The sequence below is a fragment of the Akkermansiaceae bacterium genome (genome assembly GCA_019634595.1).
Lineage (GTDB): Bacteria > Verrucomicrobiota > Verrucomicrobiia > Verrucomicrobiales > Akkermansiaceae > Luteolibacter.
In genome coordinates this window covers 606,589-619,243 of the sequence record JAHCBC010000002.1, presented here as the reverse complement: position 1 = coordinate 619,243, position 12,655 = coordinate 606,589, and the positions used below count along the sequence as shown (strand labels likewise).

The 12,655-nt window shown below is 61.5% G+C and carries 11 protein-coding genes; 3 read left to right on the top strand and 8 right to left on the bottom strand.

The features are described from left to right. The 3 genes from KF712_08420 to KF712_08410 all read left to right on the top strand — a co-directional run bounded on the left by KF712_08420 (window position 1) and on the right by KF712_08410 (window position 5,584). Window positions 1-2,055, top strand: coding sequence for a TonB-dependent receptor (locus KF712_08420; GenBank protein MBX3741000.1), 2,055 nt, complete (start codon window positions 1-3; stop codon window positions 2,053-2,055). 47 nt (window positions 2,056-2,102) lie between these two features. After that, complete coding sequence (locus KF712_08415; GenBank protein MBX3740999.1) at window positions 2,103-3,437, top strand: hypothetical protein; 1,335 nt, start codon at window positions 2,103-2,105, stop codon at window positions 3,435-3,437. A 116-nt stretch (window positions 3,438-3,553) separates the two neighbouring features. Next, window positions 3,554-5,584 (top strand): hypothetical protein, encoded by a 2,031-nt coding sequence (locus KF712_08410; GenBank protein MBX3740998.1) that lies wholly within the window; start codon window positions 3,554-3,556, stop codon window positions 5,582-5,584. Between the two features lie 213 nt (window positions 5,585-5,797). Here KF712_08410 and atpC read toward each other — a convergent pair whose 3' ends face one another. The 8 genes from atpC to atpB all read right to left on the bottom strand — a co-directional run bounded on the left by atpC (window position 5,798) and on the right by atpB (window position 12,554). Further along, entirely contained in the window at window positions 5,798-6,211 is a 414-nt protein-coding gene (gene atpC, locus KF712_08405) for an ATP synthase F1 subunit epsilon (protein ID MBX3740997.1), read from the bottom strand. A gap of 95 nt (window positions 6,212-6,306) precedes the next feature. Then, window positions 6,307-7,770: a F0F1 ATP synthase subunit beta gene (gene atpD / locus KF712_08400; protein ID MBX3740996.1), complete on the bottom strand. Its 1,464-nt coding sequence runs from the start codon at window positions 7,768-7,770 to the stop codon at window positions 6,307-6,309. 130 nt (window positions 7,771-7,900) lie between these two features. After that, on the bottom strand, window positions 7,901-8,746 hold the full coding sequence (atpG, locus tag KF712_08395; protein MBX3740995.1) for an ATP synthase F1 subunit gamma: 846 nt from the start codon (window positions 8,744-8,746) through the stop codon (window positions 7,901-7,903). Window positions 8,747-8,799: 53 nt separating this feature from the next. Next, a complete protein-coding gene (gene atpA / locus KF712_08390; protein ID MBX3740994.1) occupies window positions 8,800-10,341 on the bottom strand; it encodes a F0F1 ATP synthase subunit alpha in 1,542 nt (513 codons plus the stop codon). 39 nt (window positions 10,342-10,380) lie between these two features. Beyond that, window positions 10,381-10,773, bottom strand: coding sequence for a F0F1 ATP synthase subunit delta (locus tag KF712_08385; GenBank protein MBX3740993.1), 393 nt, complete (start codon window positions 10,771-10,773; stop codon window positions 10,381-10,383). 29 nt (window positions 10,774-10,802) lie between these two features. Further along, the gene (locus tag KF712_08380) at window positions 10,803-11,345 is read right to left on the bottom strand and encodes an ATP synthase F0 subunit B (protein ID MBX3740992.1); all 543 of its coding nucleotides are present in this window, start codon (window positions 11,343-11,345) and stop codon (window positions 10,803-10,805) included. Between the two features lie 67 nt (window positions 11,346-11,412). Next, window positions 11,413-11,607 (bottom strand): ATPase, encoded by a 195-nt coding sequence (locus KF712_08375; protein ID MBX3740991.1) that lies wholly within the window; start codon window positions 11,605-11,607, stop codon window positions 11,413-11,415. Window positions 11,608-11,681: 74 nt separating this feature from the next. Beyond that, window positions 11,682-12,554, bottom strand: coding sequence for a F0F1 ATP synthase subunit A (atpB, locus tag KF712_08370; GenBank protein MBX3740990.1), 873 nt, complete (start codon window positions 12,552-12,554; stop codon window positions 11,682-11,684). Window positions 12,555-12,655: the final 101 nt, after the last annotated feature.

Here is a 12,655-nt window from a genome sequence, read left to right as displayed (position 1 = left end):
ATGAAACACGCCGCCTTCCTGCTGATCACCGTTCTCCCCGCCGCCGCACGGGAGCTGCCCGAGATCACGGTGATGGCGGAGCGTCTCCCCTCCACCTCATCCGCCGCCGCGCCGCTCGCGGAGTGGGAGCGCGCTGCCATCCGGGAAAGCTCCCCCCGCACGCTGGATGAGATGCTTTCCTCGGAGCCATCCTTCTCGCTTTACCGCAGGCAGACCGCCCTCTTCGGCAATCCCACATCCGCCGGGGTGAGCCTCCGCAACACGGGAGCGACCGCCGCATCCCGCACGCTGGTCCTGCTGGACGGTATGCCGCAGAACGATCCCTTCGGCGGCTGGGTGTACTGGGCGCGCTACGATGCGGCGGCGGTGGATTCCGTGAAGATCATCCCGTCCGCGAAAGCCGCCGTCTGGGGGAATCAGAGCCCCGCCGGGGTGGTTCAGCTTTCCTCACGGGATGCGTTCACGGAGGCGCACACGTTGCGCCTCGGTGGCGGCAGCCACGGGACCCTGGGCGGCTCCACGGCGAACCAGTTCGTCAATGAGGACGGCACCCTCGGCGTTTTCTTCAACGCGTCCGCCCTGCGTTCCGACGGATTCTTCGGCGTGGCGGAAAGCCAGCGCGGAGCCGTGGACCGCAGGCTGGATCTGGATCTTTTCAGCGCGGACCTGAAGCTCGCATGGAAGCCCCGCCCCGGACTCACCGTCGAGCCGATGATCTCATGGTATGAGGAGGAACGCGGCAACGGCACTCCCCTCACGGGAAACACCACGGAGGCAATGGACCTGGCCCTGCGCGTCACGGCGGAGGACCCCGTGCTGTCCTGGCAGGCGCTCGGCTACTACCAACATCGTAGTTTCTCCTCATTCTTCAGCTCCGTCGATGCCACCCGCACCACGGAGACGCCGTCGCTCGACCAGCATGACGTCCCCGCCACCGGCAGCGGCGGCGCGCTCACCCTCCACTGGCAGCCGGGCGGAAAATGGTCCGTCACGGGTGGCGCGGACTTCCGCCACATCACCGGCGAAACGAACGAAGACGCCACCTTCATGGCCGGACGGTTCACCCGCGCCCGCGAGGCGGGAGGTGAGCAGAGCTTCGCCGGGATCTTCGCCGCAGGCAGCTACCAGATCGACACACGAACGACCCTGGATGCCAGCGCCCGCCTCGATGCCTGGTGGCTCCGCGATGGCCGCCGGATCGAGGAATCCCTCCTGACCGGTGCGACTCTCCGCAACGACCGCCAGCATGACCGCGATGGCATCGAGCCGTCCTTCGCCCTCGCCTTCAGCCATGCGTTCAACGACCGCGTGGAGGCTTTCGCCTCCGCCGGGACCAGCTTCCGCCTTCCCACCCTCAACGAACTCCACCGGCCGTTTCGTGTGAAAAACGACATCGTGGAAGCGAACGCCGCGCTCGACCCGGAGCGCTTCATCAGCATCGAAGGCGGCGTTGAATGGAAGCCCGCGGATGCCCTCACTTTCCGCGCCTCCCTCTTCCATCACTGGATCAGGGACGCCATCGCCAACGTGCCCGTCACCGATCCCGCGGAGATCGCCGCCATCTTCGGCACCATTCCTGCCGGTGGTTCCGGCTCGCAGCGGCGGAACGTCGATAAAGCCCGCGTGCTCGGTGCCCAGGTCGGTGCCGAATGGAAAGCCAGTGATGAGGTGACTGTCCGCCTCGATGGCATCTGGACGGAAACCAATTTCCACGAATCCAGCGATCAGCCTCTGCTCGAAGACAAACCCTTCCCCCAGGCACCGGATCTGCGGCTCATCGCGGGCCTCGACTGGCGGCCCATCGAACGCCTCACGCTCACCGCTGGTTACGAATACGGAGCGTCCCAGTTCGACGACGCGCTCGTCCAGCGGCGCATCGGCGATTACACCAGCGCGCGTATCGGCGCGACGTGGAAGGCATCGGAAAACCTGCTCTACCACCTGCGGGTGGAGAACCTCCTCGATGAGGAAATCATGACCGGCCTTGCCAGCGACGGCACACGCAGCATCGCCGGACCCCGTGCGCTGTGGGCGAGCGTGGAGTGGAGTTTCTGAAAGCGAAAACCATTGGCGGCATCGCTTCCCGGGATAGCCTTATCCCTATGCCGACGACCGGAAATCATTCATATCGGAAATCCAGCTCCTTCCCGTCGCTGTTCCTGCCGTTCGTTGCCATAGTCGCACTCTGGCCCACATTGGCCTGCGGCCAGGATTTCCTGCCGGCGAAAAGTGACGCGGCGACGGGAGCCACCTTCAAAATCGTGGATGGCACCGCGGACCGGAACAGCGCTTCCCCTGAAGTTCTCCACGATGGCAAACCGCCCACGAAAGACGACGATCCCCGTGCGAGCTTCTTCTTCGCGCCGGGCACCGATGGCGGCCGGATCTCCGTCGACCTGGGATCGGCCATCCAGATCAGGACGATCAGGACTTCATCGCTCCATCCGGGGTCGCGCGGACCGCAGGTCTATCAGCTCTACGCTTCGCAAGGAACCGCCGTCAATTTCTCCGCTTCTCCGAAGCGGGGTGTGGATCCCACGTCCTGCGGCTGGCAGCTCGTCCACTCGGCGGATACCCGCTCGGGCGGTGGCCCGGGTCATCAGGTTTCTATTGAAGGCGGAATTTTCAAGAAGACCAAATTCCGCCACCTGCTTTTCGACATCAAGCGACCGGATCCCGCGGGCTCCCTTTCCAACACGTTCTACAACGAGATCTATGTCATCGATGCCAACGCCCCAGCCGAGGACATCCCGAGGAAGCTGGTGGACACGGTCACCTCAAAGGACGGGAGATACCGCTACATCCTCGACTCCACCGAAGCCCCCGACCTGCGGGCATGGACGCTGGAGAAGCTGCTACCCGTGATGGAGGTCTGGTATCCGAAGATCATCGGGATGATCCCGGTGGAAGGCTACACCCCGCCGGACACCGTTTATTTCGCCCTGAAGAACGCCACCAACCTGCCGGGACATGCACAGGGTGTGCCGGGATATGCGACCGGCAACCGCATCACCCTGAACGCGAGCTTCATGCGCGACAACCGGACTGGCGAGGCGATCGGCTGTGCGGTGCATGAGATCGTCCACGTGGTCCAGTTCGCGGGAGATCCCCGGCCGAAGATCGAGCGTCCGCCCACCTGGGTTACGGAAGGCGCGTGCGACTACATCCGCTGGTTCCTCTACGAACCGGAGGTGAAAGGCGCGGAGATCACCAAGGGCAACATCGCCCGCGCGAAGTATGACGGCAGCTACCGCATCAGCGCGAACTTCATGGACTGGGTGATCAGGAACCATGAGAAGGACCTGATGCGGAAGCTCAACCTGTCGATCCACAAGGGCTACTCCACGGATCTGTGGAAAGAATGGACCGGTAAGTCCGTCGAGGAACTCGGCGACGATTGGAGGAAAGCCCATGAAAAGCGGCTGGGCGTGAAATGAACATATAGTGCCCGCACCGGACACTGGACCAGCTTGGCGGACATCGTCATGCGCACCGTGGTACATTCCGTATTGGCCTTTTCATCATTGGAAGGCGACGGCATAACTTTCCCTCCATGCCGGACGACACAGAGAACCTCATCTCCACCGTGGTCAGGGGAATTCCGGATCTGGAGCTGCGGTTGGCGGCGGACCGTGAACTGCGGGGATGCCTGCGCGAACAGGGACAGGGGATCATCCGGCAAGTAATGGATCGCTTCAATGAGGTTGACCACCATCCATCAAAAACTCCATGGCGGTGGATTCTCGCGGGACTAGTGGTTCTTGTGAGCATCGCCGTTGCGATACCCCATGCGCTCAATATCTACGGTTACAGGCAGTTGGTTAACGGAACTATCTGGATCAATTATGAAAAGTCGCAAGCCAGAGCCCTGGAGAAGCTGAAGGAGCAACCGTGGTCCCAACAGGATCGGATCCTCTTGTTCGGACCGCTGTCGAACGTCTCCATTGACCAGCGGCTGGAGACTTTCCGTCGGATGGCGTCGTCAGATCCTGTGTTTCTCGCGGAGTATGTGACAGTCCACTCCAATGAGAAGGGATCGCTCCCGGCGGACCTCGAATCACTTGCGGCCGAGTTCGATCCGGACAACTCACTTTATGACTATCTCAGAGCGGCGCGCGAGGCGCGGGACATCGTCAAAGAGATCCCGAGGACCCGCGCGGAGATCAAGGCGGGCAAATCCGTGGCTTGGAAAATCAACGATGAAGCCAAGCTGGCGGAAGCCATCCGCCTGATGATGCAAGGAAGCCGGAAGCCGGACTTCCGCAGCCGTGTGGGTGAGATGAGCGAAGCACGCATGGGACTGCTACCATGGAGCACGCGGGAAGAGCGCTTCTATTCAGGATTTTTTGTTTTTCCCGGCTTCACCACCTTCCAGCTCAATGGTCTGGGTCAGGCAGTTTCAGCGGAAGCCGAGCGGCTGGCAGCCACTGGTGACCGCAAGGCATTTCTGGAATTGGCCACTGCCGTGGAAATCATGATCCGGCAACGTCTGGCCGACAATGATCCCACCATCCTCGGGGCGATCATTCTGCAGACGGAAATCACAAGGATCTCCGGACAGATGGAAACCGCGGCCGGAGTCCTGGGCCTGGAGGAGGAAGCCGCCCGTTTCAGGGAAGTGAACAGACGGCTGGAGGACCGCCGCGAGTTCATCAGCCAAAGGGAGAAGACACGAGACTTGCGCGGCCCTCTGGCCATCAGACTCCCGATCGGACAGCATTTGATCGAATTTTCACATTTCCGCGCAAAGGAGCCACCTGACATCCGCTTGGGCGAACTCCTGCCCGGAACCTACGCCGACCATGCCTTTTTCTCCCGCGCTCTGTGCTTTGGCATCTGGACTCTCTCCGGCCTCTGCGCCGGACTCCTGCTCCTTCACCGCGCCATCGCATCACGGACGGTGCGGTTGATCGGAACCCGCATGAGCCGCCTGGTGGGCTGGAAGGATCTGGCGATCATTGCGGGTATCTCCTGCGTCCTTCCAACACTGTATGTACTCGCCTTTTCAAGGCTCACCCCGCTGGGTGCCCGCGAGTATAATCTGACCGGCACTTATTACCTCCTGCCAACGGCACATTTCATCGACCTTTTCCTCGCAATGGTTGCCCTCACGGTTCTGACAACGCGCTGGCGCCTCCATCGTCTCGGCAGGGTCTTCGGACTGGGACAGTCCCGAACCTCATGGATTGGCTGGCTCTGCCTGCTGGGCATCCTCTTGCATATTCCCCTCGTCGGTTGGTGGGTGGAAGCCCAACGCTTCGGGAAAACGGCCGCATGCATGATGGCCCTGCCGGTGATAGCCTGCGTGATCTGGTTGCTGGTTATATTTTTCAGGGGGCCGTTCGGCACGATGACCGATCGCGTGAACGGCGCCACGATGGTGCGGATTCTGATACCCATGTTCGGCATGGCGATGATCTGGGCGATGGCCCTGATGCAAGTGTTCAAAGCAGAAGACGATCATTGGACCGCGCAGGACCGATTCCTTATCGATGCCCGGGATCCCGGCTACAAGTTCACCTATGAACGGACCCTCGCACTCCGCCTCAACGAGGAGCTGCGCGAGGCGCTGGGACACGAGTGATTTCCGGGTCGTGTCCGATGCGGTTCACGGAAAGATCCCCAAATCCATCGGCACCAAAAATGTGAATGCCGGACCTGCGTTCCAACAACCAGATCATGACCGCACCTGGTGGAGTCCCTCTCCATCTCCATCAAACATTCAGCGACAACCCCAAAACAAAAACGGCGGTCGTGATGACCGCCGCCTTTGTTCGAATCTTCCGCTTTCCGGAAATCAGTTCCGGTGCTTGCGCTTGAAGTGCAGGGCCGCCGCCGCCTGGGCGATGACGTTCTGCAGGTGGGCAACCTCCTCGGCGTCGAGGTTGTGTTCGACACCGGCGAGCTGTTCCTCGGCACGCTTCATGGCGGCTTCGGTCGCTGCTTCGTCGATCTCGTCCTCACCGAGGGCGGAGTCCGTCAGGACGATGACTTTCTTCTGGTCCACTTCGGCGAAGCCGGAGCCGATCGCCAAGGTGGAGGTGACGCCGCCTTTCTGGTAGCGAAGCTCACCGGCCTTCAAAGCCGTCACCAGCCCCGCGTGCTGGGGCAGGATGCCCATTTCGCCATCCGCACCTGGCAGATAGACGTTATCAACGGAGTCCGAGAAGATCTTCTTCTCAGGGGTGACGATTTCGAGGTGAAGAGACATGGATAAGTTTTCAGTTCCTAGTTTTCAGTTTTCAGGTCCGGCCCCGGGAATCCCTTCCTGAAAGCCGGACACTGGAAAACCAGCAAACCCGATGATTAGTCGCGTGCGACGCTGTCGATGCCGCCCTTCATGTAGAAGTTGCCTTCCGGCACGGTGTCGAGCTTACCGTCGAGGATCTCGGCGAAGCCTTTGACGGTGTCCTCGATGGAGACGAGCACGCCGGGGACGTTGGTGAAGACTTCCGCCACATGGAACGGCTGGGTGAGGAAGCGCTGGATCTTCCGGGCGCGGAACACGCTCAGCTTGTCCTGGTCGGAAAGCTCGTCCATACCAAGGATGGCGATGATGTCCTGGAGGTCCTTGTAGCGCTGGAGCACCTGCTGGACGCCACGGGCGACGCGGTAGTGTTCTTCACCAACGATCTCGGGGGCGAGTGCCTTCGAGGTGGAGGCGAGCGGGTCCACGGCCGGGAAGAGCGCCTGCTCAGCGAGGGAGCGCTCAAGAACGACGGTGGAGTCAAGGTGGGCGAAGGTGTTCGCCGGAGCCGGGTCGGTAAGGTCGTCCGCAGGGACGTACACCGCCTGGATGGAGGTGATGGAGCCTTTGTTGGTGGAGGTGATCCGCTCCTGGAGACCGGCCATTTCCTCGGAGAGGGTTGGCTGGTAACCCACGGCGGACGGCGTCCGGCCGAGAAGCGCGGACACTTCGGAACCGGCTTGGGAGAAACGGAAGATGTTGTCAACGAAAAGAAGCACGTCCTGGTTGGCTTCGTCACGGAAGTGCTCGGCCATGGTCAGGGCAGAGAGCGCGACGCGGAGACGGGCACCCGGAGGCTCGTTCATCTGGCCGTAGCAGAGGGCCACCTTGGATCCTTCGGCGAGGACCGGGGTGCCGTCGGCGTTGAGCTTCACGTGGCCGTTCTCGTCCTTTTCGGTGGCGATGACGTTGCCTTCGATCATTTCCCAGTAGAGGTCGTTGCCCTCACGGGTCCGCTCACCGACACCGGCGAACACGGAGAAACCACCGTGCGCCTTCGCGATGTTGTTGATGAGCTCCATGATGACGACTGTCTTGCCGACGCCCGCACCACCGAACATGCCGCCTTTGCCGCCCTTGAGCAGCGGGCAGATGAGGTCGATGACCTTGATGCCGGTAGGAAGAACTTCGGCCGTCGCGGACTGCTCGGTGAGCGTCGGCGCGGGGCGGTGGATCGGGGAGCGGAAGTTCGCGTCGGCCAGCGGCACGTTTTCGTCCACGAGGTCACCGGTCACGTTGAAGATACGGCCAAGAACCTGGTTGCCGACAGGCACGGCGATGGCCTTGCCGGTATCCGTGAGGGCCATGCCGCGCTTCAGGCCGTCCGTGGTGGACATGGCGACCGCGCGCACCCATCCGTCACCAAGGTGCTGCTGCACCTCGAGCACGAGCTTGGTGTCCACACCGTTGAGGACGTATTGGATTTCCAGCGCGTTGTAGATTTCAGGCAGCTTGGCGGCTTTCGAGAAATCCGCGTCGATGACGGCGCCGATGATCTGGACGATGGTTCCTTGGTTGCTCATGGGAAGAGAGGGAGAAGATGGAGTTGGCTGGTTTTCAGTTCGAAGTTTTCAGGAGGGGCAGGTGGATCGGGAGCGGCTGACAATGTTCGGTTTTCCCTGAAAACCGAAAACTGGCAACTGATAAACTTCCTTACTCCATGGCCTTCATGGCAGTGGTGATCTCAAGCAGCTCGGCGGTGATCGCGCCTTGGCGGAGCTTGTTGTATTCGAGGGTGAGTTCCTTGATGAACTTCTTCGCGTTGTCGGTGGCGGCCTTCATGGCAACCATCCGTGCGGAGTGCTCGGAGGCGCGGGACTCGACGAGGGCCTGGAACACGCGGAAGTTCACGTAAAGCGGCAGGATCGCACCCAGCACCTCCTCCGTGGTCGGCTCGAAGAGATACTCGTTGGTATCCGTCGCGTCGGCATATCCGGTCGGCGGCTCCACCGGCAGGAGCTGGACGACTTCCGGCGTCTGGCTGAGGGTGTTGACGAACTTGGTGTAGGCGATGGAGACCTTGTCGTATTTGCCGTCGAGGAACTGCTTTGCCAGCAGCTTGGCGATGGCACGGGCGTCCGCGAACGGAACCGGGTCCTTCACCGAGAAGTCGGCGATGATGTCCTTGCCCAGCTTCTCCAGCATGATGCGCAGCTTGCGGCCGACGGTCACGTAGTCCGCGTCCGGGGAAACCGAATCGCGGAGCTTCCGGGAAAGGTTGGTGTTGAGCGGTCCGCAGAGACCCTTGTCGGTGGAGATCACCAGGACCAGCTCGCGGTTGCCCTCACGCTTTTCCAGGAGCGGGTGGGTCGTCTCACTGAAGCCCTCGCTGATGTCCTGGAGGACACCGTTGAGCTGTGTCGCGTAGTCACGTCCGGCCAGCGCCTGGTCCTGCGCCTTCTTCATCTTGGCGGCTGCGACAAGCTGCATCGCGCGTGTGATCTGCGCGGTGTTTTTGACCGACTTGATGCGCCGGCGGATGTCGCGGAGGTTTGCCATTTTGGGAGAAAGGTAGAATCAGGAAGCGGGGAACCGGGGAACTGGGAGACGTATTATTTCCAGGAGGTCTTGAAGTCGGCGATGGCCTGCTTCACGGCGTCCACGGAGGCCGCGTCCTTCTTGAGATCCGGCTTTTCGTTGCGGATCTTGTCGAGGAGCTCGCTCTTGCGGGTGGTGAGGAATTCACCGAGGGCGAGCTGGAAGCGCTTCACATCGGCGACGGCGACGTCGTCGAAGTAGCCGTTCTGCATCGCGAAGAGATACACGGACTCCAGCTCCATGGAGAGCGGGCTGTATTGGTTCTGCTTGAAGAGCTCCACGATGCGGGCACCGCGGTCGAGTTTCTTCTTGGTGGAGGCGTCCAGGTCGGAGCCGAACTGGGCGAAGGCCTGCAGCTCGCGGAACTGGGCGAGGTCCAGCTTGGTGGTACCGGCGACGGACTTGATGGTCTTGGTCTGGCAGGCGGAACCCACGCGGGACACCGAGAGACCCACGGAGATCGCGGGGCGGATGCCTTGGTAGAAGAGGTCGGTTTCCAGGAAGATCTGACCGTCGGTGATGGAGATCACGTTGGTCGGGATGTAGGCGGAAACGTCACCGGCCTGGGTCTCGATGATCGGCAGCGCGGTCAGGGAGCCACCACCGGCGTTCTCGGAGAGACGGGCGGAGCGCTCGAGGAGGCGGCTGTGGAGGTAGAACACGTCACCCGGATAAGCTTCGCGGCCGGATGGGCGGCGGAGAATCAGGGACACCTGGCGGTAGGCGACGGCGTGCTTGGAAAGGTCATCGAACACGATCAGACAGTCCTGACCCTTGTCCATGAGGTATTCGGCGATGGCGCAACCGGCGTAGGGAGCCAGGAACTGCATCGCGGCTGCGTCCGAAGCGGAGGCGGAGACGATGGTGGTGTATTCCATCGCGCCGGCGTCTTCGAGGATCTTCTGGGTCCGGGCGACGTTGGAGAGCTTCTGGCCGATGGCGACGTAGATGCAATACAGAGGCTTGTGGTTCTGCAGCTTGCCCTGTTCGGCGGCCTTGTTCTGGATCGCCTGGGAAATGATGGTGTCCACCGCGATGGTGGTCTTGCCCGTGGCACGGTCACCGATGATCAGCTCCCGCTGGCCGCGGCCGATCGGGATCATCGCGTCGATGGACATGATGCCGGTCTGCACCGGGACGGAAACGGACTTCCGCTTGATGATGCCCGGAGCGATCTTCTCCATCGGGTAGTTGGCGGAGGCGGCGATCTCACCCTTGCCGTCGATCGGCTGGCCGATGGCGTTGACCACGCGGCCGAGGAGGGCTTCACCGACAGGAACGGAGAGGAGCTTGCCGGTGCTGCGGCACTCCGCGCCTTCGGTCACGGCGGAGTAGTCGCCGAGAAGAACGACACCCACTTCGCTTTCCTCAAGGTTGAGCGCGATGCCGGTGACACCACCGTCGAACTCGATCATTTCGTTCAGCGAGACGTCGGACAGACCTTCGACTTTCGCCACGCCGTCACCGACCTGGCGGACGATGCCGACATTGGTTTTTTCGACCGACGAAGTGATGCCGGCGATCTGTTGTTCGAGTTCTTGGAGGATGCTGCTCATGGGAGACGGGTCTGGTTGGCGGTGGCGAAGGGTCGGAAATCAGAATGCTTTGGCGAGGCGGTCGAGGCGGCCCTGGACGGAACCGTCGAACACGTCATCACCGACGCGGATGCGGAGTCCTCCGAGGAGGACGGGGTTGATGAGGTACTGGACATCCAGATCATTGCCATACTTGCGGGCAAGATCGTTGAAGACCCGCTGGCGGGTGATGGTGTCCAGTTCGACGGCGCTTTCCACGGTCACCTTGCGCTTCTCGACATCGAGACGGACCAGGCGGTGGAGGGCGGCGAGGATCGCGCGGTACTCGCGCGGCTTGTCCTCGGCCAGCCGGGTGAAAACCGTGCGCAGCTTGTTGTTGTCCAGCCTGCCGTCGGTGTGGCTGAGGCCGAACAGGCGGCGGGCGGCGGTGGCGGCGGTTTTCGAAACTTTCATGAAGGCGCGGCGGAAAGGGTGGAGGAAGATCAGCCTTCGACTTTGGCGAGCGCCTCGTCGTTGATGCGGCGCTGGTCGTCGTCGTTGAGGACCTTGCCGGTGACCTGGGAGGTCGTGGCGGCCACCAGGCGGCCGAACTCCGCCTTGAGTTCCGCCTTGATGGCGGCACGCTCGGCCTGGGCGGCGGTCTCAGCCTTGGCGAGGATCTGCTGGGCGGAAGCAATGGCTTCCTGGGTCTTCTGGGCGGAGAATGCAGCGGAGCTTTCCTTCGCTTCGTTGATGAGGCGGGATGCGTCCTCGTTTGCCTTGGCGATGGCGGCGGCGGTGGTGATTTCGGACTCGGCGAGTTGTTTCTCGATGAGCTTCACTTTCTCTTCACCGGCGATGATCCGCTCACGGCGCTCGTTGAGGATCTGCTGGATCGGGCCGAACGCGAACTTCTTCAGCACCCAGATCACGAGGATGAAATTCACCACCTGGGCGGCGAAGAAAGGCACATTCAAACCGAAGGTCTTGGAGATTCCTTCCAGGACGTTTGGATTGTCAGCGGCGGCGGCGAGCAGGAGATTCATATCGTGAGGGTTCGGCGGAGAAGGGTGCCGCACACGCCCTCATCGGGCGTGTGCGGACTTGCAATACTTAGAACGGAACAGCGAAGGCCGAGAGGATGAAGATACCCTCGATAAGAGCGGCCAGAATGATCGAGATCACGAGGATCGGAGTGGCTGCACCTGGGTTGCGACCGGTGGCTTCAGCGGCCTTTGCGCCGAGGAGACCGATACCGATACCACCGGCGATTGCTGCGGCGGCGACTGCGAATGCTTTGGTAAACATTATCTTGTGTTGTGTTTGATGTTGGTTTCCGGCGGCCCCCACGGTCTTTGCCATGGTCAGACCACTGAAATTTTTCAGTGATGCGCTTCGTCGTGATCGCCGTGGTCGCAGATCAGCTTGAGGAAAATGGCGCAGAGAAGGGTGAAGACGAGCGCCTGGACGAATCCGACCAGAAGCTCCATGAAGTAGAATGGCAGCGCCGGCAGGAAGTGGAGCCACTTGATGGGGACCAGCGCCATGAGCGCCTCCAGAGTCTGCTCACCACCATAGATGTTGCCGAAGAGACGGAAGCTGAGGGCGACCGGACGGATGCCGATGGAGACAACCTCCAGGATGCCGACGAAGAAGAAGAGAGGCACCATCAGCCAGAAAAGGATGCCGCTGACACCCTTCGGCGCGAAGATGTGGGAAAGGAAGCCTTTCACGCCGTTCTCGGTGACCGCCCAGTAGAACCAGAGGGCAGCGAAGGAAAAGGCCATCGCCGCGGTCATGTTGAGGTCGGCGTTGGCGCCGCGCAGCCATGGCAGGAACCCGACGTGGTTGCCCTGCGCATCCACTAGGTGCTGTCCCACGGTTCCCACACCGGGGATGAGGCCCAGGTAGTTCGAGGTCAGGATGAAGAAGAAGATCGTGCCGAAGAACCAGAAGGTGCGCTTGATCAGGTGCGCGCCCATCAGGCCTTCCAGAAAGTTATAGAGGGACTCCATGGCCCACTCCGCCACGTTCTGGATACCGACAGGGATGAAGGCGAGCTTATGGGTGGCAGCCTTGCAGAACAGAACGATCAATCCAACCGCCAGCCACACCATCAGAATGGAGTTGTTGATCGGGAGGGTCTCATGGAGCCGCTGCGCGTCGAGCGGGAGAACGTGGTGACCACCTGCAGCCGCGGAAGCGGAGACGAGGCCTGTGAGCCAGACAGCCGATGAGGTGAGGAAAAATCGCATGTGGTGAGCCCGATTGCGTCGGGCGCGTGGGTCATATGATAACGCCCAGATCTTTCGCAAGGCCTATTTGTGAAATTTTTCACAAGCTCGGACAAACGTTT

What these genes read in the sequence shown, in the direction of transcription:
- atpB (MBX3740990.1), bottom strand. Translation starts at nt 12,554, where the DNA reads ATGCGATTTTTCCTCACCTCATCGGCTGTCTGGCTCACAGGCCTCGTC.
- KF712_08380 (MBX3740992.1), bottom strand. Translation starts at nt 11,345, where the DNA reads ATGAATCTCCTGCTCGCCGCCGCCGCTGACAATCCAAACGTCCTGGAA.
- KF712_08420 (MBX3741000.1), top strand. Translation starts at nt 1, where the DNA reads ATGAAACACGCCGCCTTCCTGCTGATCACCGTTCTCCCCGCCGCCGCA.
- KF712_08375 (MBX3740991.1), bottom strand. Translation starts at nt 11,607, where the DNA reads ATGTTTACCAAAGCATTCGCAGTCGCCGCCGCAGCAATCGCCGGTGGT.
- atpA (MBX3740994.1), bottom strand. Translation starts at nt 10,341, where the DNA reads ATGAGCAGCATCCTCCAAGAACTCGAACAACAGATCGCCGGCATCACT.
- KF712_08415 (MBX3740999.1), top strand. Translation starts at nt 2,103, where the DNA reads ATGCCGACGACCGGAAATCATTCATATCGGAAATCCAGCTCCTTCCCG.
- atpG (MBX3740995.1), bottom strand. Translation starts at nt 8,746, where the DNA reads ATGGCAAACCTCCGCGACATCCGCCGGCGCATCAAGTCGGTCAAAAAC.
- KF712_08385 (MBX3740993.1), bottom strand. Translation starts at nt 10,773, where the DNA reads ATGAAAGTTTCGAAAACCGCCGCCACCGCCGCCCGCCGCCTGTTCGGC.
- atpD (MBX3740996.1), bottom strand. Translation starts at nt 7,770, where the DNA reads ATGAGCAACCAAGGAACCATCGTCCAGATCATCGGCGCCGTCATCGAC.
- atpC (MBX3740997.1), bottom strand. Translation starts at nt 6,211, where the DNA reads ATGTCTCTTCACCTCGAAATCGTCACCCCTGAGAAGAAGATCTTCTCG.
- KF712_08410 (MBX3740998.1), top strand. Translation starts at nt 3,554, where the DNA reads ATGCCGGACGACACAGAGAACCTCATCTCCACCGTGGTCAGGGGAATT.